The sequence below is a fragment of the Nitrospira sp. genome, from assembly GCA_024760525.1.
Lineage (GTDB): Bacteria > Nitrospirota > Nitrospiria > Nitrospirales > Nitrospiraceae > Nitrospira_D.
This window is the reverse complement of sequence record CP060499.1, coordinates 2,418,789-2,437,714: the sequence shown is the minus strand read 5'-3', so window position 1 is coordinate 2,437,714 and position 18,926 is coordinate 2,418,789. Positions and strand designations below refer to the sequence as shown.

At 56.3% G+C, this 18,926-nt stretch carries 21 protein-coding genes; 8 read left to right on the top strand and 13 right to left on the bottom strand.

All coding sequences use genetic code 11. The features are described 5' to 3' along the window. Positions 1 to 74: 74 nt before the first annotated feature. The 5 genes from sthA to accC form a co-directional block, all read right to left on the bottom strand. On the bottom strand, positions 75 to 1,478 hold the full coding sequence (gene sthA, locus H8K04_11405) for a Si-specific NAD(P)(+) transhydrogenase (protein ID UVT14458.1): 1,404 nt from the start codon (positions 1,476 to 1,478) through the stop codon (positions 75 to 77). 84 nt (positions 1,479 to 1,562) lie between these two features. After that, positions 1,563 to 2,231 carry a thiol peroxidase gene (tpx, locus tag H8K04_11400; protein UVT14457.1) on the bottom strand — a complete coding sequence of 223 codons (669 nt, stop codon included), beginning with the start codon at positions 2,229 to 2,231 and terminating at the stop codon, positions 1,563 to 1,565. A gap of 52 nt (positions 2,232 to 2,283) precedes the next feature. After that, positions 2,284 to 3,189: an alpha/beta fold hydrolase gene (locus H8K04_11395; GenBank protein UVT14456.1), complete on the bottom strand. Its 906-nt coding sequence runs from the start codon at positions 3,187 to 3,189 to the stop codon at positions 2,284 to 2,286. 79 nt (positions 3,190 to 3,268) lie between these two features. Then, positions 3,269 to 5,224 carry a sodium-extruding oxaloacetate decarboxylase subunit alpha gene (oadA, locus tag H8K04_11390; protein ID UVT14455.1) on the bottom strand — a complete coding sequence of 652 codons (1,956 nt, stop codon included), beginning with the start codon at positions 5,222 to 5,224 and terminating at the stop codon, positions 3,269 to 3,271. Between the two features lie 47 nt (positions 5,225 to 5,271). After that, positions 5,272 to 6,690 carry an acetyl-CoA carboxylase biotin carboxylase subunit gene (accC, locus tag H8K04_11385; GenBank protein ID UVT14454.1) on the bottom strand — a complete coding sequence of 473 codons (1,419 nt, stop codon included), beginning with the start codon at positions 6,688 to 6,690 and terminating at the stop codon, positions 5,272 to 5,274. A 291-nt stretch (positions 6,691 to 6,981) separates the two neighbouring features. On the opposite strand from accC, the gene H8K04_11380 reads away from it, so the two are divergent. After that, a complete protein-coding gene (locus H8K04_11380) occupies positions 6,982 to 7,953 on the top strand; it encodes a hypothetical protein (protein UVT14453.1) in 972 nt (323 codons plus the stop codon). A 164-nt stretch (positions 7,954 to 8,117) separates the two neighbouring features. Then, positions 8,118 to 8,405, top strand: coding sequence for a hypothetical protein (locus H8K04_11375; protein ID UVT14452.1), 288 nt, complete (start codon positions 8,118 to 8,120; stop codon positions 8,403 to 8,405). Positions 8,406 to 8,509: 104 nt separating this feature from the next. On the opposite strand, the gene H8K04_11370 is transcribed toward H8K04_11375, so the two are convergent. From H8K04_11370 to H8K04_11360, 3 genes are all read right to left on the bottom strand, one after another. After that, entirely contained in the window at positions 8,510 to 10,495 is a 1,986-nt protein-coding gene (locus H8K04_11370) for a PhoX family phosphatase (protein UVT14451.1), read from the bottom strand. 365 nt (positions 10,496 to 10,860) lie between these two features. Then, positions 10,861 to 11,418, bottom strand: a complete 558-nt coding sequence (locus H8K04_11365) for a hypothetical protein (GenBank protein ID UVT14450.1) — start codon at positions 11,416 to 11,418, stop codon at positions 10,861 to 10,863. Positions 11,419 to 11,485: 67 nt separating this feature from the next. Continuing rightward, positions 11,486 to 11,863: a hypothetical protein gene (locus tag H8K04_11360; protein UVT14449.1), complete on the bottom strand. Its 378-nt coding sequence runs from the start codon at positions 11,861 to 11,863 to the stop codon at positions 11,486 to 11,488. Positions 11,864 to 11,980: 117 nt separating this feature from the next. On the opposite strand from H8K04_11360, the gene H8K04_11355 reads away from it, so the two are divergent. Further along, the gene (locus tag H8K04_11355) at positions 11,981 to 12,139 is read left to right on the top strand and encodes a hypothetical protein (GenBank protein ID UVT14448.1); all 159 of its coding nucleotides are present in this window, start codon (positions 11,981 to 11,983) and stop codon (positions 12,137 to 12,139) included. 156 nt (positions 12,140 to 12,295) lie between these two features. Here the strand turns inward: H8K04_11355 and H8K04_11350 are convergent, their stop codons facing one another. The 4 genes from H8K04_11350 to H8K04_11335 form a co-directional block, all read right to left on the bottom strand. Beyond that, positions 12,296 to 12,670, bottom strand: a complete 375-nt coding sequence (locus H8K04_11350) for a hypothetical protein (protein ID UVT14447.1) — start codon at positions 12,668 to 12,670, stop codon at positions 12,296 to 12,298. Between the two features lie 79 nt (positions 12,671 to 12,749). Continuing rightward, complete coding sequence (locus tag H8K04_11345) at positions 12,750 to 13,202, bottom strand: IPT/TIG domain-containing protein (GenBank protein UVT14446.1); 453 nt, start codon at positions 13,200 to 13,202, stop codon at positions 12,750 to 12,752. 18 nt (positions 13,203 to 13,220) lie between these two features. Further along, positions 13,221 to 14,108 carry a substrate-binding domain-containing protein gene (locus H8K04_11340; protein UVT14445.1) on the bottom strand — a complete coding sequence of 296 codons (888 nt, stop codon included), beginning with the start codon at positions 14,106 to 14,108 and terminating at the stop codon, positions 13,221 to 13,223. Positions 14,109 to 14,110: 2 nt separating this feature from the next. Continuing rightward, positions 14,111 to 14,431, bottom strand: a complete 321-nt coding sequence (locus tag H8K04_11335) for a zinc ribbon domain-containing protein (protein ID UVT14444.1) — start codon at positions 14,429 to 14,431, stop codon at positions 14,111 to 14,113. Positions 14,432 to 14,592: 161 nt separating this feature from the next. Here H8K04_11335 and H8K04_11330 point away from each other — a divergent pair, with 161 nt between their 5' ends. The 4 genes from H8K04_11330 (at position 14,593) to H8K04_11315 (ending at position 16,480) form a co-directional block, all read left to right on the top strand. After that, complete coding sequence (locus H8K04_11330; GenBank protein UVT14443.1) at positions 14,593 to 14,769, top strand: hypothetical protein; 177 nt, start codon at positions 14,593 to 14,595, stop codon at positions 14,767 to 14,769. Between the two features lie 94 nt (positions 14,770 to 14,863). Continuing rightward, positions 14,864 to 15,067, top strand: coding sequence for a hypothetical protein (locus H8K04_11325; protein ID UVT14442.1), 204 nt, complete (start codon positions 14,864 to 14,866; stop codon positions 15,065 to 15,067). A gap of 95 nt (positions 15,068 to 15,162) precedes the next feature. Next, positions 15,163 to 15,987 (top strand): DMT family transporter, encoded by an 825-nt coding sequence (locus tag H8K04_11320; protein UVT14441.1) that lies wholly within the window; start codon positions 15,163 to 15,165, stop codon positions 15,985 to 15,987. A gap of 22 nt (positions 15,988 to 16,009) precedes the next feature. Further along, a complete protein-coding gene (locus H8K04_11315; protein ID UVT14440.1) occupies positions 16,010 to 16,480 on the top strand; it encodes a hypothetical protein in 471 nt (156 codons plus the stop codon). Here H8K04_11315 and H8K04_11310 read toward each other — a convergent pair. Then, positions 16,477 to 17,532: an acyl-CoA desaturase gene (locus H8K04_11310; GenBank protein ID UVT14439.1), complete on the bottom strand. Its 1,056-nt coding sequence runs from the start codon at positions 17,530 to 17,532 to the stop codon at positions 16,477 to 16,479. The genes H8K04_11315 and H8K04_11310 overlap by 4 nt on opposite strands. A gap of 282 nt (positions 17,533 to 17,814) precedes the next feature. Here H8K04_11310 and hemE point away from each other — a divergent pair, with 282 nt between their 5' ends. Beyond that, positions 17,815 to 18,840, top strand: a complete 1,026-nt coding sequence (gene hemE / locus H8K04_11305) for a uroporphyrinogen decarboxylase (GenBank protein ID UVT14438.1) — start codon at positions 17,815 to 17,817, stop codon at positions 18,838 to 18,840. Positions 18,841 to 18,926: the final 86 nt, after the last annotated feature.

Genomic DNA, 18,926 nt, shown 5'->3' with positions numbered 1-18,926 from the left:
TTCTGGCGACCCTCTCACTGCTCGTGAGGGATGTCCGGCTCAACACTGGCGTAGCGTCAAGACATGTTCCTGTTTCACAGGTAAGGAACCCATGGTCTCGGCAAGCGATTCATGCCGTCCAGCGCGGCCACCTTGTAACATTCGGCCAGGGTCGGATAGTTGAAGACCGTATCGATGAAATAATCGATCTTGCCGTGAAAAGCCATGACCGCCTGCCCGATGTGAATCAGTTCAGTTGCTCCTTCGCCGATGGCATGAACGCCAAGCAGATGTCTGGTATGGCGATGAAACAACAGCTTCAACATGCCCATTTCGTCGCCGATGAGCTGCCCGCGCGCGATCTCTTTGTAGCGGGCGATGCCGATGCCGAAGGGGATTTCTGCTCGCTTGAGCTCTTCCTCATTCAGGCCCACCATGGAAATTTCCGGAATGGCGTAGATGCCGTAGGGGAGGAGTGAGTTGTCGAGCCGATCCGGGTGGCCGAACGCATGACAGGCTGCGTGACGACCTTGTTGCATGGATGTCGAGGCCAAGGCCGGAAAGCCGATGACGTCGCCTGCGGCGTAGATGTGTGGAATTGCCGTTTGGAAGTGTTCGTTGACGGCCAAGCGTCCACGATCATCCGGTTTCAATCCTATGGCATCCAAGTCGAGCGATTGTGTCGCCCCGACTCGCCCAATCGCATACATCAACGTCGAGGTGTGAATCGGTCGGCTGTGGCGTAGGGTGACCTGGATGGACTTGTCCCGTGCCCTGTTGATGGCCACGGCTTCTTCATCGTGATACAGCGTGACTCCGATATCTTTCATCTGTTGCTGGAGCGTGTCGATGATCTCGGCGTCGACGAACTCCAACAGCCGCGGGCGTTTGTCGATGAGGGTGACGGGAACTCCAAGAGCGGCGAGCATGGAAGCGTATTCCGTTCCGATCACACCACCTCCGACAATGACGATGGAGTCGGGAATACGCTTGAGAGTCAGGAGCCCGTCCGTATCAATGATCGTCCTGTCGTCGAACGGAATGTTGGATGGCCGGGCCGGTTCCGTCCCGACCGCAATGACGACGAAGTCTGACGTCAGTTCGAGCGCACCGCGGGTCGTTTGTATGCGCAGGCGGTGAGGATCGATAAAGCTCGCTGAACCGTAAAACATGTCGACTCGATTCCGGCCCATCTGATTTTGTACGATCTGAATCTCGTTCCTGATGACATGATTGGCCCGAAACGCGAGATCTTCGATCGCGATGGTCTTTTTCAAACGGTAGGTGGCACCGTAGACGCTGCGTTGCCGGAATCCTGAGAGATAGAGGACCGCTTCTCGGAGTGATTTGCTGGGAATCGTACCGGTGTTGATGCAGACACCACCGACGACCGTCTTTCGCTCGATGATGGCGACCTTTTTGCCGAGTTTGGCCGCCTGTATCGCGGCTTTTTGGCCGGCCGGTCCCGTACCGATGACGAGTAAGTCGTAATGAGCCATCAGAGCCTTCGGACAACAGAGGGGTGGTCGAGCCTAACGAACGACTATCTGCTCGCCCGTCGTTTCAGCTCCAAGGACCGTCCCCTAGCTCTCCGTGATCAATCGCCTGGCGAACTGGAAGGCTTCTTCCAAGTCCGGCAGCTGGGAGAGTTCCGGAGTGATTTGGAGATAGCGAATGGTGTTCCTCTTGTCGACAACGATGACCGCTCTCGTCAGCACGTGTGGACCTTCCAAGAAAAGGCCATGCGCTTTGCCGAACTCGCCGCCTCGGTAGTCGGATAGAAACGTCACATTGGCGATGTTCGCATCCTCCGCAAATCGCTTCTGGGCAAAGGGAGTATCGACGCTGACCGTGATGAGTTCCACCATTTTATCGAGGCCTTTGTTCCGTTCGCTCAGAAGATGGGTCTGTTGTTCACACACCGGGGTATCGAGCGACGGGACCGTGCTGATGATCCGGACCTTTCCCGCACCCTTGGTCTCCACGATGTTGACGAGCGAGAGATCGTTCTGCACCACGTTCACGTCGCGCAGCGTGTCGCCGATTTTTACGCCGTTACCGGCCAGTGGAAGCGAGTTGCCCTTGAATAAGACATTGTTGCCTTCCCCCGCGACGACGCTCCCATCCGCCACCGGGATAGTCCTGTACGCGAAGGTATTGCCCGATGAACCTCCGGTGGCCTGACACCCGACGAAGCCAAGTGAAATGAACAGTGCTGCGCCGATGAACCCATAGAATCGTGTCCGCATCATGTGCTCCTTTGTGGGGAAACAAGTGATCATCGGTCTCATGAGGACGATCTGTTCAGGGTGATGATTCAATATACGTGATCAGCGATCGGTTGACCAGATCAGGGCGTTCCCATTGCGGCATGTGGCCGGCATCGGGAATTCTGACGAACTCTGATCCACGAATTCTATGGTGAAGTTCTTCGCCCACGGCCATGGGAAATAGCCGGTCGTATTCACCCCAGATAATCATTGTTGGGTGTGTGATGGAGCTGAGGCGTGGAGCAAAATCGGTTTCCCAGGAAGGGATGGCGTTTCTCACGGCCATGATGGGTTTTATGATACCAGGACGGCGGCGATTGCGGTTGGACCGTTCGATAACCGCCGGCGTGAGAAGGTTGTGATCATGGACGATTTCCTTCAGAACGGTCTCGGTGACCAGTCCGCCGAACAACCAGTTGCCGAGGGATACCAGCCAGGAAGGGGCTCGAGATTCCAGAGCTTGCCTGAAAGATCGACTGGTGAGCTTGGCTATGACGTGAGACGGTAACCCGCTGATGAGCACGAGTTTGTCGATACGGGTCGGATGGGTCAATGTCATTCCTATGGCCAACCCGGCGCCCATGGAATTACCGATCAGGCTGGCTTTCCGGATCTGCAGGGCATCCATGAATCCGATACAGAAGTCCAACATCTGGTCCGGCAGGTAATCGATGTCGGGTTTGTCGGACAATCCTGAGCCAGGGAGGTCGAGCGTCAGGGTACGGAAATGTTGAGCCAAGGCATGTTGCTGATGTTCCCATTGCCACATGGATCCGCCGAAGCCGTGAATCAAGATGACCGGCGGCCCGGCACCGATATCGAGATACGCGATCCTTTGATCACGGACGAGGACGGTCTTGATTGGGATGCGTTCTACCGGGGTGCGTTCTAAGGTTTCAAAATAGGGTGGAATCTGTACAGGCGTGGCACAGGCGCTCATGAGGTACGATACGAGGCACAGGACGCACAGCGCAAGCCATCCACGTCTGTACGGGTGCGAGGTCGAGCCGGCGGTGGAATTACTCCAATTGAATGACCGTTTCATCCGTCTTTACGTTGTCACCCTCGGCGGTGAGAATCGCGGCGACTCTTCCATCAATCGGCGCCGGCACCCGGCTTTCCATCTTCATCGCTTCGATGATCAACAGGGGATCGCCGACTTTCACATGATCGTCGACCGCGACCAAGACTTTTACCACGCGGCCGGGCATGGGAGGAGCCACATCACCCGGTTTCGACGGCCTGGGACGTTTTGGTTTTCCTCCCGAATCGGTCCCCTGCAACTCCGGCACGCCGGCCAAGACTTCCTGGATGGTTTCGAGCGAGACTTCCTCGAGCTTGTCGTTGACTCGGATGTAGTATGGCTTGCGCCCATCGACCTTTCGGCCGGAGCCGGACACTTTCACATGATAGGTCTCGCCATGCACCGTCACATTGAATTCAACGGGAGCCAGATGCAGTTCATGAGCGGTCGCAGGGCCTTTGGTCGAGCCCAATTCGAGCGGCTCCGGGGTTAAGTCGCCTTTTTCTCGAGCCTCGAAAAAGTCACGCGCGATGGTGGGAAACAGCGCGAACGACAGCTGGTCCTCAATGCTCTGGGCTGAGTCGGGCAGGTCGTTTTTGAGGGCCTCCAACTCGGGCTCCAGTCGATCGGCCGGTCTGGTCTTGATCGGGGTTTCGTCGCCGGTGGCGCGTGCCATCACATCGAGGTCGACTTGACCCGGCGCGCGCCCATACAAGCCCAGGAAATAGTTCTTGGTCTCCGTCGTGATGACTTTGTAACGCTCTCCGGTCAGCACGTTCAGAGTGGCCTGGGTCCCGACGATCTGACTGGTCGGGGTGACAAGCGGGGGATAGCCCATCTCTTTCCGCACGCGCGGGACCTCGTCGAGCACCTCTTTCATCCGGTCCAAGGCATTCTGTTCCGTCAACTGAGCCGCCAGGTTCGACAACATGCCTCCCGGAATCTGCGACGTGAGAATTTCAGCATCGACACCGGTAAAGTCGCTTTCGAACTGACGGTATTTGCGGCGAACGGAGCGAAAGTGTTCCGTAATCGGCGGGAAGGACGCGAGTTCCAGCCCGGTGTCGTAGGGAGTATTCTGGAGCGCGGCGACCAGCGTTTCCGTCGCCGGGTGGGACGTTCCGCCAGCCAGCGGCGACATGGCGGTATCGAGCATGTCCAGGCCTCCAAGTATCGCCATCAGAGAGGCCATGGAGGCCATCCCGGACGTGTAATGCGAATGGAGGTGGAGCGGAACCTTGACGGCAGCTTTCAACCGACGCACCAGATGATAGGCCTCAAGCGGCGCCAGGAGGCCGGCCATATCTTTGATACAAATGGTGTCTGTCCCAAGATCTTCGAATTTTTTCGCGAGATCCACGAACCGATCGATGCTATGAACCGGGCTGACGGTATAGCAGATGGTGGCCTCGGCATGTTTCCCGCAGGCCTTCACTTCACTCACGGCCCGGTCGACATTCCGCACGTCATTGAGCGCGTCAAAAATACGGAAGACATCGATCCCGTTGGCGGCCGAACGCTCGATGAATCGTTCCACCACGTCGTCCGCGTAATGTCGGTAGCCGACAAGGTTTTGCCCTCGCAGCAGCATTTGGAGCTTGGTGTTGGGCATCGCAGCCCGCAATGCCCGAAGTCGTTCCCAGGGATCTTCCTTTAAAAATCGCAGGCAGGTGTCGAATGTGGCGCCGCCCCATACCTCCAGCGACCAATAGCCGACGGCATCGAGTTTTTGCGCGATGGGCAGCATGTCCTCTGTGCGCATCCGTGTCGCCAGCAACGATTGGTGACCGTCTCGTAACGCGACGTCGGTGATCAGGACCGGTCTGCCGACTGCCGGTTGGATCGTGAATTCACCGGAGCGCGGCTTGGCGCTTTTTGAAGTCTTGACCAGCGGAGCGGACGGTCGGGATATTTTCTGCTGTTTTTTTGCTGTTGGTCGTCGTTTCGCCATGACGTCTCGTGCATCTCTCTCGGAATCTGTGCGGGGTGTTGCCCGGGTTACAATCCTTCGTAGGCGGCAATTGCGGCAGATAGGGCCAGCACCAAATCTTCCGGCTGCTCGAATTCGTGATACGAGTACAACTCAGGATGGGTGTCCAGATAGGACGTGTCGAAACGCCCGGCAATAAAGTCCGGCTCCTGCATGATCGCTTCCATGAACGGAATCGTCGTTTTGACTCCACGCAGCACGTATTCTTCGAGCGACCGCCTCATCCGACTTACGGCTTCTTCCCACGTACGGCCTCGGACCGTCAACTTAGCCAGCAGGGCGTCATAGTAGGGCGACACGGTGTAATCTTTGTAGACCGCACCGTCGATACGGACGCCGATTCCTCCCGGAGAAAGGTAGGCGGTGACGGTGCCGGTACAGGGGAGAAAGTTATTCTTGGGATCTTCAGCGTTGATCCGGCACTGGATCGCGTGCCCTTGGAGTATCACGTCCTTTTGCTGAATGTCGAGCGGTCTTCCCGCCGCAATGGAGATCTGATGCCGGACGATGTCGATCGCGGTGATCTGTTCCGTCACCGTATGCTCGACCTGAAGCCGAGGATTCATCTCGATGAAGTAAAACTGGCCGTCTTGATCGAGCAGAAACTCCACCGTCCCTGCGTTGTCGTAATTCACTGCTCGTGCGATGGTCACGGCAGCTTGGCCCATCTCTTCACGCAACTTCGGAGTCAGAATCAATGATGGGGCGATTTCAATCAACTTCTGATGACGTCTCTGGATCGAGCAATCCCGTTCGTTTAAGTGAATGATATTGCCGTGGCGATCACCCAATATCTGAAATTCGATATGGTGGGGGCGTTCGATGCATTTTTCGAGGAATACCCGTCCGTCACCGAACGATGCTTGGGCTTCACGCGAGGCGGCTTCCATGTTTTCGCGGAGTTCCTCATCGGACCGGACCACACGCAGTCCGCGGCCTCCGCCTCCGGCGCTTGCCTTGATCATGATCGGGTAGCCGGTTTTCTTGGCGAAGGCCAGCGCCTCCTTCACGTCGGTGAGATCACCCTTGGTGCCGGGTACGGTGGGGACACCGACCTGTTGCGCAAGTTCTCGCGCCTTGACCTTGCTGCCCATCAGAGTAATGGCATGGGTCGAAGGGCCGATGAACGTAATGCCGGACGCCTGGCAGAGCTCAGCGAACTCCGCATTTTCAGAGAGAAATCCATATCCTGGATGGATGGCGTCGGCACCGATCCGTTTAGCGAGGTCGACGATCTGTTTGCTGTCGAGAAACCCCTTCACCGGACCTGGTCCTACAAGGTAAGACTCGTCAGCTTTCTTCACGTAGATTCCGGTCGAATCAGCTTCGGAATAGATCGCGGCGGTGGCGATGTTCAATTCGCGGCATGCACGGATGATTCGCATGGCAATTTCACCGCGATTGGCGATCAAGATTTTCTTAAACATGGTTTTCGTGTGGGCCGGCATGAATTTAGAAAAACGAGCGCGTAAGCTAGCATAGGATCAGGAGGTCTGTCGAGGGTGAAGCCTCGCAAGGTAGTCAGAATGGCTCATCAAAAACGAAAGATCGTCGTGCTCCGCCGACTGTCGAACAACGGGGTCGCCACCTCTGTTCTTCTTGTGTAGAATGCCGAAGTTGTTTGTCCTGAGGTTAGACGGTCGCCCGCCTACCGGATCGGCGATTGTCCGCAGTCATTGACGAAGAAAGGTTCTTTTCCGATGACCGAAGCCTTTCCTATGACACAGACGTATTGGTGGGGGCGATTAGGATGGAAGTTGGTTGTCGGTGTCCTATCCCTCATAGGACTGGTCTCGTCTCCGGCATGGAGTGAAACTCCTGCGCCTTCGGTCCACTGGGGTAGCATGTCGTTCCCCGACCAGTATTCCACATTGACTGGAGGGCTGACCCTCAACCGGTTCACCCCGACGGATGGCGTAGGGAACAAGTACGATTCCACGGTGGGCAATACGCTTGGCTTCAACTTGATCACGATGAGTTGGACCCAACATTGGGGTGGAACCTGGCAGGGCTGGAGCACCAATCTCACGGCGGGGATCAGCCCCACCGGTGACGAAATCACGAATTTTCTTCAGAATAAATTCGTGCACCAACTTCGCCAGCTTCCAGCTGTTCCAACTGTGAACGCTCGTAAAGAGACCGACGCCATGATCGATGGTTCCATTACGCGCTGGTTTCCCTTGTTTCGCCCAAAAGTCATGTTTGTGGGCGGCGGGTTCTCCGTCGGCACGATTTATCAACAGGGGTTTCTTCGCGCCGGTATCCGACGAATGCCGATCACGCCGACTCTGTATCATAGTGAAAAATGGGGCGATGTGAGTTTCCGGGCATCCGTCCTGGGACGGATCAGTTATCAAGACAATGGGGCCGTCCTCCACTCGATCAGGCACACAGCCGGACTGGTGCAGCCTTCTATGGCCTTTGGTCAGTATCGGACTACCGAGAATGGTGAAACGATTCCAACGTGGGAAATCGAATTCGCGCTCATGTGGGATTCCGGAATTTTTGTGAATACTGTCGGAAAGAGCCAGGAGCAGTTCGCGTGGGCGATAGCGGCTTCCGCCGGGCCGGTGCGATTCGAAACGTGGAACGACAGCATGGGAAACATCGTACAGCGGGATTATGGTCCCACCTATGGCGCGACGCTGACGGTCGACGTCCTGCGAGTGTGGCAGTACCTCAAAGACTAACGATTGAAATCTTTCCCCAATTCCCCGGCATCATGAGCTCATCCCTTCTCGAGGAAAGCTTTCGAGCTGGTTCTGTCGCTAGGAAAGTCTTCGATGGGTGGCATGCTGAGTCGGGTATCAGAAACTGTCAGTCCATGGGAAATGAATGTCTGGAATTACGCCGTATGAAAGAACAGTGCAGGAACAGCTGGAGTGTCGTAAGCGGTGCGGTGACGCTATGCGTCGTCTTGAGTGCGTGCGCAACCGCTTCCACCAGTCCAGTGAAACAAAAGCGGACTCATGTTGCTGATCAAACAAGCAGGTTGCACTCGCTCGAGAAACAAATCCGTGAGAAGAATAAGCGGATTGAAGAGTTGGAGACACAACTGGCGGCGTTGAAGCTGATCGACCAAGACGCTGGGAAACAGAGGAAACCCTTCGAGCTGCCCTCAATGACGATTCCGATCAAGTGACGGGCCATTGACGTGCAGAGAATGGGAATTGCCGGTTCAAGGTTAAAAGGACTACGGATTAAGGGGCGTGCACGGTTTGGTGCACGCCCCTTAATCTAGCTGTGCTAACTACCGATCTTGCCTCCATCGTCCTTTGTGATGACAATACAGGAAGAACGCGGTCGTCCACCGGCCGCACCATCCGGCCAAGAACTGAACGCCTTGGGATTGAGGGGATCGTTAGGTGCTTCGTTCGGCGTCTCGCCGGGATGTTGAATGCCGACGAACATGGTCTTTTCGTCCGGAGTGACAAACACGCCGGTGATCTCGCACTGCTTGGGGCCCACCAGGAAACGCCGTGTCTCACGCGTAGTCGGGTCCGCGCAGAGCATCTGGTTGTTCCCGAAACCGGCATATGCCCCGCTGTTGATCGTGGACGTCGAGACGTCCGTCTGGATCCAGAGACGCCCACTTGGGGCGACGTAAATCCCATCGGGTGATCCATACTTGTCACCGTTGATCGTGGACCCATGAGTTGGATTGGCGGGATCGCCGCACAGGGCGAAGATATCCCATCCGAAGGTCCGTTCCGAGAAATCATTCGCATAGTACCAGCGAAGGATGTGCCCGTAGTTGTTAATCGAACGAGGGTTCGTCGCATCGACCGGCGGTCTGGCGGAACCGGCGACCGTGCTGCCGTCCGGTGCGTTAGACGACGGCGGCGTGCTGCCGCGCCGGTTGTTGTTGGTCAGTGTGGCGACCACGGTCAGGGAGTCAGGGAATGTATCGATCCATTCCGGGCGATCCATCATGGTGGCGCCGACTGCGTCCGCCGCGGCGCGCGTATTGATGAGGATATCTGGTAATGACCATCCTGCCAACGCCGGATTGTTCGGTGTCAAAGGCAACCATTCACCCGTCCCGTCGGCGTGGAATTTGGCCACATAGAGAATCCCGTCATCGAGGGGACTTTCTCCCAGCAATCGAGCCACCCGCCAACGTTTGTTTGAGACATAGCGGTAAATATACTCGTTGCGCTCATCATCTCCCATGTAGACGACGATCTTGCCGTCTTTTGTCTCTTGGACCCATGCACCCTCATGCTTCAGACGCCCGAGGGCCGTGCGTTTTACGGGTGTCGAGTTAGGTCGGAACGGGTCGATTTCCACGACCCAGCCGAACCGGTTCGGCTCGTTGGGTTCGGCGTCGGCGTTGAACCGGAAATCCGTGGTATGCAGGCGGAATCCGCTTCCGAACGGCGCGATTCCGTAGCGCTTCTCGATGTTGCTTCTCATGTCTGGTGGTCCGACCTTGTTGGTCATGAAGTAGCCGTTGAAGTTTTCCTCGCACGTGAGGTATGTGTGCCATGGTGTAACTCCCATCGCACAGTTGTTCAAGGTGCCAAGGACCCGAGTGCCGGTCGTGTCGGCGGTTGTTCGGAGTCGTGGATCGCCGGAGGCGGGACCGGCGATATTCATGGGAGTCATGCCGGTAATCCGGCGGGCGAACGGAGACGGGCGGACGACATCCCACTCGCCCTTACGGCGCCTGGGGTCCCAGGGAAACCCGGTTCGCTTGGTCACCTCGATGATCGAGACACCATGGGCGTTGAGACATTTATTGGTTTTTTCCTGATCCCAGTTCACGATTCCATCGTCGAACAGCAGTCCATCATCCGTATATTCATTGTTCTGACAGATGAGGCCTCGCTGAGAGCCGATGATCGGGAAATAGACGATGCCATCGTTGTGCATGCCCCATTGCCGCGCCTGATCTGCAGCCGTGTTGCTACCATCCTGCTTGAAAGCCGGACCGTTGGAGACCGGATCGCCCCATGCAATCAGCACGTCAGCCGTGTAACCTGCGGGGACCACGACGGTGTCGGCATCCGATACTGGGATGCCCTGAAACCCGAGCAGAGCGGACCCGTCTGAATGTGCCGAGGCCGGCACGGCTCGCAAGAGGGCGTCCACTCCGCCGAGGGACAGAAACGCGGCGGTCGCGATGCCGTTCTTCAGTAAGTTACGCCTCGACATCCGTGCCTCAAGGACGTCCTCAAAGCGTTCATTGCCCGAGGGATTACACCCCTTGTCATCATCGAGATTTTTCATATGTTTTCTCCATGGACTGTGAGTATCTCAACTGTCATCCGGCTTCCTCAAAGGAACCTGTAGTTTGCAAATGCATGGACGCCGTTCACGGCATCAACGCCTGTGCAACAACTGTAGGATGAGTCGAGGCTGCAGTCCCCGGTTCGCCCCATTCAGTGTTACGGGATTCTGTTGGAGTGCAGTTACTGATCGTTCAGTGAATGATCAGGTTTCAGTAAAGTTTTTCACGAGAGTCTTATTCGTGTCCCGATGCGGGACAAACACTTCAGGATCTGAGCAAAAAAACTCCAAGGTTGGCACTACGAGAATAGGCGGTTATGTGGAAGATAGGGATGAAGAAGCGGAAGAATCACTGTTTGCAACCGCTACTCCGGCTGCTTGTCAAAAACAGATGGTTGAGTCACGACTCCCTGCCATGGCTTCTCTTTCTTCCTGGTCACGTAGAGATGACGGATGAACCAGGCGTAAAGCAGCGACAAAAGCACGAAGTTGCAAATGAGAATACTCGGTGTCGTCCATGGCCAGCCATCGAATTTCCAGTTAGACAAAGGCCACAGTACTGGAGTTGGGAAAAAGGCATAGGAATGCAAGGGCACGTCGGCTAGAACATGTAGTCCCCATGCGCCAAGTTCCCAGACCGGTCGTTTTAGGAAAAGCCACAGGAGGAAAAAGACTACGAGAAATACGACGAAGCTATGGGTGTAATTGTAGAGATGATGGACGTATTGAGGGATCGTCGACTCCGGGGGAGTGCCGCGACTGAAATCAGGCTTCGGCGACAGGCCGAGTGTGGCCGCGGCATACAGCACCCCGAATGAAAACAAATCGGGAGCCGTCCCGATGGCGAAGGCCAGGCCGAAACTCGATCGGCTCTTACGACCGAACGCAATCGAACCCCAGAGACCGTGTGAGACGAAATCCATCCAATTCCCTTGCCAATGTGGATCGGCGGTAGTGTATCACGGATACATGGAATAACTGGGCGGTCGGTTATGTTGCACGCCGGGTTCCAACGAATGCGCCGAGGCGTGCGGAGATGATCGATGGGACAGAGAGCACGGAGAACGCAATCACGCCAAGGGGCAGGAGATTACCCGGCCCTTCGGTCAACAAGAGCCAGAAAAACTGGCCGCACAGGGGAAGGGCACCCCATCGCCATGATTTGTATGGTTCAAGAAAGCCGAATATGGCAGACGCGAGGCAAACGATCGGCATGCCGATCTGATAGTACAAGGCGGAGTCAAAGGCCTCTCTCCTTCCCGAAGCCATCGAGATGCCGACCCAGATCACAATCCCAATCGTAACAGCCGTTCCGTACAGCCGATAGTTGTGTTTCATGCGAGACCGTTCGATATATGTAGACGCCACAGGAACAGTCTCCGAGTCTACTCTGTCTTATTGGAATCGCGTACGGTTATGGAGTTTTCAGGCACGAGGCGTGATCGGACAAAAGAGACTGAGTAGAACCGGAGGGGCAACGGACGGATGGATGACTGCTTACGAGGATCGACGGCGGGAGGCGGCCTTTGGACTCTTCTTCGGTTGAAGGGGAACCAACATTTTGCGCTTGGCATCGACGGTCCGAATATCTTCGACGGCCGTCACTCGCTCGACGGTCACAAAGATGTCGGCGACTCGTCGTAATGGCCGGACACAAAAGCTCCAAAAGAACCTGCCATCCCCATAGTCTCACGTCCGCTCGTCCGTGGTGTCAGAGGCTTGGCACAGAAAAAATAGTGCTCACCGAATGGGCCTCGCTTCGAGAAGTTCACTCTGAACAGCGAGGAAACGCGATCACCATTATTCGGTATGCTGAGGGGCGGCCGAGGCGGATGGCATGTCTGCGGAGATGCAGGATTGCATGAGTTCGACGCGGCATTGCCATGAGTTGGCCGCATCGTTGACGCGGTTGACCACGTCCGCTGCCTTGACGGTGCCGGAGGTAATGTCTACGAGCACATGATCCGGGACGCGGTTGAAGTAGACGCCGGTCACTCCTGGAATGGCCTGTAAGACGGTGTTCATCTCAGCTTCTTTGCTACTGCAGCCGGAGCCGCTGAGCATCAGGGGCAGTCGTTCCTTAGCAGGCGGATTGGCCACAGCCGGCATCGATGCAGAAAGGCTTGCAATCAGGAACACGGTCGGGACGCATCGTTGGACCGAGAATTGTTGCATGCGATGAACTTTCTTTGCCGACGGAACTGCCTGCTGTGCATCGATAAGATACACAATGAGGCATTCTCTTGTCGAGCCGCTACTTGGCTTGCACCAAAAACGCTTTCGAACGGGCGTTGCCGCCGGCGGCGACGACATCGATGAAGGACATGCCCGGCTGTATATCGGGAACCGTGGCTTCGATCGTCCGATCGTTCACGAACTTATGATCGATCTTTGTCGAACCGGCCGCACTGAACGCCACGCCACGAAAACAATCCTTCGTGCCGAAGTTTTCGCCCTTGATCGTGATGGTTTGTCCTGGCTTGGCTTCGTCCGGCTCCACTGTGGCGATCTTGGGTTTCCTGCTACTATCGCAGACGGGATCCTTTTCGAGTTTCTGCTCGTCGTGCCCCTTGATCGATTCCGTCTCAAACAACGTATATCCGGCGCCGTCGACGACAGACCCCTCTTCGGCGAATGAGCCGGGCGGAAAGAAGGGAATCGCCAGCAACGAGATCATGATGAGGGACGGCAGGGATCGGGGAGTCATCGGGACCTCCTTTCGGATTTACTTGCTCGGCATGGGCACATACGTTTCTCCGATGATCGCTTGACCGGGCGGAGACAATGCAAATTTGGTAAAGGCATCAACCAGGGGATTTGGCTCCTTATTAGCCAGCAGCAGCAGAGGGCGTCGCAGGCTGTACCGCCCATCTTTTACCGTCGGTATTTCAGGCTCGACTTTATCGACTTGCAGTAATCGGACGGCGACACCGCCTGAGACCACGGAGAGACCGGTGCTCAAGGAGATATACGATGCAGCAGACAAGGGAGGAAGGGTTCCAACGACGGTCTTGACGACTGTCTCATCTCCACCGATGACTTTGGCGTTTCCAGGAATTTTCCCAGGGATGCCGAGTTGAGACTCGAAGGCCTCGCGGATGTTTTGATTGTGCGGCCGGTCGATCAGAAGGATCTTGGTCTCTGGTCCGCCCAGTTCGGACCATTCTTTGATTTTTCCAGAAAAGATGTCGGCGGCCTGTTGCTTCGTGACTTCCTTGGTGAAGTTGGACAAGTGGACCAGAATGCCGATACCGTCCCAGCCGATCTGGGTGCCCATCAGCGCTGGGTCCTCGGCTCCTGTCACGGCAATCTGTGCGTGGCCGGTTTTGACCAACTGCAACGGCTTGGAATCCTCGTCCCATAGAATATCGATATAGGCACGAGGGTTGGCTTTCTCAAACGCGCGCGCCAGCGCTTCGATGGTGGCTTGCTCCGGTCCATTGCCGGCGATGGCAAGGCTTCCGGCAGTTTGGGCGACGGCAAATGCAGGCGACTGGCAGAGGAGCAGGCCGATGAACAGCCCGCTGACGAACAGTTTTGCGGGCATCATCCTTCCCAGTTCCAAGGGAAGCCACGACCGACTTGGTACGGTGCAGCCACGAAGTCCATCCATGGTTATGATCCTGGATTGGACCCCTCGCTCGAACAGGAGTCTGATTCGGATGACATGTTCGGCGGCGGCACATTGCGCTGTACATTTAAAGGCGGCAACTTAGAGAATCGCTGCATCCGTTCATTGACCATTGCGTTGGCCTTGATCTCAGAAAACCCGGGTTTGCGCTCACCAATGACATTGGATGAGAAAGAAGATAGGAGCCGGGTCGCCTGCCGTGCATGGCAATGGGGACACTCGGTGTCCTCGACCCTCGCATGGACGGACTGAGTGGCTTCGAATTCTTTCTCGCACTGTCCACAACGGTATTCATACAATGGCACGGGGGCTGTCCTTTCTTCCTCTACAGCATGACCTTGCACCGAGAGGAGCCGTTCGGGACTTGACAAGCCGACCTTCAGCAGGCGATCTTGACCGGCTCACAACGTTCCGTTTATTGTAACAACTTACTTAGCCAAACTACCAGCTTCAGAGGAGGGTGTCGATGTCAGTGCTGATTCGACGATACAAAGGCAACAACGGCATGATGCAAGAAGAACGGATCGACGATGAAGATCGAATCGAGCGCTACATGAGGCTCTTCGAGAAGGACGACGTCAAGAAGTTACAGACCGGTGTGAAGGTCTTCATCGAGAAGGATGAGTGGCAGCTCCTTCCTTGAGCCAGTACGGGACAGAGGCAATAGGGAATGGATGCGCCTATCAGTGGGCCGATCATTCCTGTTCCTCATCCTATTCGCCCATCGCTGATTTCTCATGATCTACTGGGTTCACATTGCCCGCGCGATCGACCGCGTGACGCTCCACCGAGACCGTTGTTCAGAGGTTCCGTCCACTGTGACCTCCAGCGATTTTTGGGAAGGGGGATGGTTCGATTATCCCGATAAAGAACGGGCGCTCCGCGCCATGGAGCAGGCGGGAGTGAATCGGCAGCGGATGTGCCCGCTCTGCAAGCCATAGATACATAACGCGCTGAGTCCGCAGTGCTCAGTGCGAGTCGCGTCGTCCGATTGTTGGCTCAAACCTCATGCTCGCTACCCGGCACTTTTTAATCCATGCCGCGACTTGCACTCCTGCTGACCACCGTTATCTGGGGAGCCACATTCCCGGCCACCAAGGCGGCGCTTGAGCAGATCGCTCCGCTGTCTTTCTTGCTGCTCCGATTTTTCCTGGGCACCGTACTCATCCTGCTCTGGCTTGTGTTCAGCCGACGCCGACTGCATTACGATCGTGCGGTGCTAGAGGCGAGTGCGCTCACCACCGTCTTCCTCTTTCTCGGGTACCTGCTGCAAACTGTCGGACTCCGGTATACGAGCGCATCGAGTTCAGCCTTTCTGACGGCGCTGTACGTGATTTTTGTCCCGCTGATCCTGCTACGGATCGACCGGCGAGTCGTGCTGGCCACGGGGATCGCCGTCGTCGGACTATGGTTGTTGGTGAAGCCCACTACATCCATGAATGTGGGGGATTTGATGACGTTGGGCTGCGCCCTCGCGTTTGCAGGGCATATCATTTGTCTTGAGCGCTTCACCCGGCAAGTCGATGCGCCGTCGCTGCTCGTCTGGCAAATGGTGGCGATGACAGTGCTGTTTCTTCCTGCTCCGTGGTGGGAAGAGGTGACATCAAGTTCTTTTGCGCCCACTACCGTCCTGCTGATCGGTCTTGGCGTCACCGGTGTTCTGGCCACGCTGGCGTTTGCTGTCCAAATCTGGGCTCAGCAACTGGTTCCCGCTCAGCAGGTGGCGTTACTGTTTGCATCCGAGCCTGCCTACGCGGCCTGGCTCTCGTGGTACTTTCTCGGAGAGACGTTGGATGTGCAAGGGTGGATCGGGAGCGCGCTCATCTTATTGGCGGTAGTGATCGGTGCGTTTGGCGGCTGACCGTTCCGAAAGGAGGAGTCGTATGGCACAGAAGTTCGGCAATGGACGGTGGGTTTGTGAAGGATTTTTGGACAACCGGGTTGAGGGAACCGTCGTTGGACAGGTTGTGTTTGCCGTGATCGGTCCGGTGGATTTTTATTTACGCGGAAACTTCAAGACGGATATCGCCGGAGAGGTGATTCGGTTCCACAACGGTCGGTTCGAAGACGACGAGATGGCGGGACAGGTGATCGGCGATATGGCGAACCCGCAGATCGGAACGGTGAACCTCATTTCGCTGGATCCGCACCCCAACCTGGAGCCACACCCCTATGTCGAGTGGTTCACTCTCAGAAACGACCATTATCGCTTCGAGCTGCGTCCTGGTGACGCATGGGTGCTGTCTGGTGAGGAGCAGAAGTCGATTGATGGGGAAAGCCGTCGAATTCGAGAAACCTTGGCTGATCGGGCGTCTGATCAGCCAAGGTCCGACGATGGACCCGATTGGATCTAGCGGGTTAGCTCGAGTTGAGGCTGCGAGGCTGGAAGCTCCGTGGCCTCGGTAAGCGCCACTTCAATCTTCTTTTTGAGCACGCTACGGTCGGAGTCTTGCTTGGTTTTTCCTTCACGCACATACTCCGGGACACCTCGGACATCCCAGACGAGTCCTAACCACTCCAGCCCTTTCAGGCAGTAGTAGCTCATGTCGATTTCCCACCAGTAAAAGCCTTGTCTGGTGGAAGCTGGGTAATAATGATGATTGTTGTGCCACCCTTCTCCCATGGTAATCAGAGCCAGGAAGAAGTTGTTTCGGCTGTCGTCGCCGGTTTCGTACCGTTGTGACCCGTAGACATGTGACAGAGAGTTGATGGTGCAGGTCCCATGAAACAGTGCCACGGTCGAGATGAAAAATCCCCAGATCAGCATCTGGGGTCCGTTGGTGCCCAGTCCGGGTGCAAAGGCTTCCAACAACTGGCCGAAGCCGAACATTCCGAACCCGGTGATGGTGGGAACGAGGACGTCAAATCGATCGAGAAACCGCAGCTCCGGAAACTTTGCGAAATCGGCGATTCCCTTGAGACGCGGAGCGTAATGGGTTTGCGACATCACCCAGCCCATGTGTGACCACAGGAATCCCCCTTGGCGTGGGGAATGCACATCGTCCGGTGTGTCGGATGCGATGTGGTGATGACGATGATGACCGGCCCACCACAAGGGACCGCGTTGCGCGCAGGAGCCGCCCAATAACGCAAATAAGAACTGGACGGTGCGGGAGGTCTTGAAGGTGCGATGCGAGAAGTATCGGTGATACCATCCGGTGATCGCAAACATACGGATGTAATAAAACCCGATTGCCACGGCGACCGCGGTCCAGCTCCATCCAACCCAGAGCACTCCCAGGCACATCAGATGCACGGCGATGAAAGGGATACTACGTACCCAGTCCACCTTGGGGGGGCCGTCGACTTTTGTGTGTTCCAAGCCCGCCCAGGAGTCAAACCAGCGGAGAAAAGAGTACCAAAATTCCTGGGCTTTAGTCGGGCGAAGCGTTTGCACGTCGGACATACAATTCTCCTCTACGTCGGGGGATCGGCAACGTCACTGTGGTGGGAAACAGGGAGCCGGGGTCCCGATTAAGCTGATGGATCACGCAGAATAGGTTAGGTCAGTATTATACACAGAACGCCAGGAAAAGTGAAACCTGACTTTTTGCGTGGTCCCCGCCGGTGTAATTGTACTGGAATGGGGCCCCCTGTCTACTTATTATCGGAGTTCCTGAATGGCCCCAGAACGCCTTGTTTTCCCGGTTTGACAGGTCTGCCGGTGCGTCTCTAAAATGCGGCTGCGATGAACGACCGATTTCTCAGAGCATGTCGCCGTGAACCCGTCGACTGTACACCGGTGTGGTTTATGCGTCAGGCCGGACGCTACATGGCCGAGTATCGGACTCTGCGCGCAAAACACTCGATCCTCGAAATGTGCAAAACGCCTGAGCTTGCGGCTCAAGTCACCCTTCAGCCGATCGATCGGTTTCCACTGGATGCCGCTATTATTTTTGCCGACATTCTTCTTCCGTTGGAGCCGATGGGACTCAGCCTCGAGTTTGCCGCTGGGGAGGGACCGGTCATCCACAATCCGGTTCGCGACCGAACGGCGGTGGACCAGCTGAAAGTCATCGACGGTGATGAACTGAATTATGTCGCCGAAGCCATTCGGCAAGCGCGACGCGCGCTCAACGGGCGGGTGCCTTTGATCGGCTTTGCCGGTGCGCCGTTTACACTCGCCAGTTATGCGATAGAAGGCGGAGGCTCACGCAACTATTTGCACACCAAGCAGATGATGTATGGGGATCCCACCGCATGGCATCGGCTCATGGACAAGTTCGCGCGGGTGCTCACCGGCTATCTCCGGCGACAGATCAAAGCGGGGGCTCAGGCGATTCAACTGTTCGACAGCTGGGTCGGGTGTCTTTCGGCGGGTGATTATGTCGAGTATGTGATGCCGCACGTCCAGCGGATTTTCGAGGGTCTCAAGCGGGAAGGCGTCCCGATGATTCATTTCGGCACCGGCACGACCGCTATTCTTCGGCAGATGCGTGAAGCGGGCGGCGATGTCATCGGGATCGATTGGCGAATTCATCTGGACGAAGCTTGGACGATGGTCGGGCACGATCGCGCCGTGCAAGGCAACCTGGACCCGCTGGCGCTGTTCGCGCCGCTCCATGAAATCGAACGCAGGGTCGAGGACATTTTGCGTCGGGCCGGAGGGCGTACCGGACACATTTTCAATCTCGGTCACGGGATCTTGCCCACGACACCTGTTGATCATGTGGCCGCGACGATCGACATGGTGCACAAGCTCAGCCAACGGTGAGCAAGCGCGTGAAGCGTCCCTCGTGAAATGTACCTCGATATAGCGAACTTCATCGTCTTGCGAACGACGAAATACGAGATACGAAC

Bases quoted from the DNA above. Each gene is read 5' to 3' on its own strand.
- sthA (UVT14458.1), bottom strand. From the start codon at position 1,478: ATGGCTCATTACGACTTACTCGTCATCGGTACGGGACCGGCCGGCCAA.
- tpx (UVT14457.1), bottom strand. From the start codon at position 2,231: ATGATGCGGACACGATTCTATGGGTTCATCGGCGCAGCACTGTTCATT.
- H8K04_11395 (UVT14456.1), bottom strand. From the start codon at position 3,189: ATGAGCGCCTGTGCCACGCCTGTACAGATTCCACCCTATTTTGAAACC.
- oadA (UVT14455.1), bottom strand. From the start codon at position 5,224: ATGGCGAAACGACGACCAACAGCAAAAAAACAGCAGAAAATATCCCGA.
- accC (UVT14454.1), bottom strand. From the start codon at position 6,690: ATGTTTAAGAAAATCTTGATCGCCAATCGCGGTGAAATTGCCATGCGA.
- H8K04_11380 (UVT14453.1), top strand. From the start codon at position 6,982: ATGACACAGACGTATTGGTGGGGGCGATTAGGATGGAAGTTGGTTGTC.
- H8K04_11375 (UVT14452.1), top strand. From the start codon at position 8,118: ATGAAAGAACAGTGCAGGAACAGCTGGAGTGTCGTAAGCGGTGCGGTG.
- H8K04_11370 (UVT14451.1), bottom strand. From the start codon at position 10,495: ATGAAAAATCTCGATGATGACAAGGGGTGTAATCCCTCGGGCAATGAA.
- H8K04_11365 (UVT14450.1), bottom strand. From the start codon at position 11,418: ATGGATTTCGTCTCACACGGTCTCTGGGGTTCGATTGCGTTCGGTCGT.
- H8K04_11355 (UVT14448.1), top strand. From the start codon at position 11,981: ATGGATGACTGCTTACGAGGATCGACGGCGGGAGGCGGCCTTTGGACT.
- H8K04_11350 (UVT14447.1), bottom strand. From the start codon at position 12,670: ATGCAACAATTCTCGGTCCAACGATGCGTCCCGACCGTGTTCCTGATT.
- H8K04_11345 (UVT14446.1), bottom strand. From the start codon at position 13,202: ATGACTCCCCGATCCCTGCCGTCCCTCATCATGATCTCGTTGCTGGCG.
- H8K04_11340 (UVT14445.1), bottom strand. From the start codon at position 14,108: ATGGATGGACTTCGTGGCTGCACCGTACCAAGTCGGTCGTGGCTTCCC.
- H8K04_11330 (UVT14443.1), top strand. From the start codon at position 14,593: ATGTCAGTGCTGATTCGACGATACAAAGGCAACAACGGCATGATGCAA.
- H8K04_11325 (UVT14442.1), top strand. From the start codon at position 14,864: ATGATCTACTGGGTTCACATTGCCCGCGCGATCGACCGCGTGACGCTC.
- H8K04_11320 (UVT14441.1), top strand. From the start codon at position 15,163: ATGCCGCGACTTGCACTCCTGCTGACCACCGTTATCTGGGGAGCCACA.
- H8K04_11315 (UVT14440.1), top strand. From the start codon at position 16,010: ATGGCACAGAAGTTCGGCAATGGACGGTGGGTTTGTGAAGGATTTTTG.
- H8K04_11310 (UVT14439.1), bottom strand. From the start codon at position 17,532: ATGTCCGACGTGCAAACGCTTCGCCCGACTAAAGCCCAGGAATTTTGG.
- hemE (UVT14438.1), top strand. From the start codon at position 17,815: ATGAACGACCGATTTCTCAGAGCATGTCGCCGTGAACCCGTCGACTGT.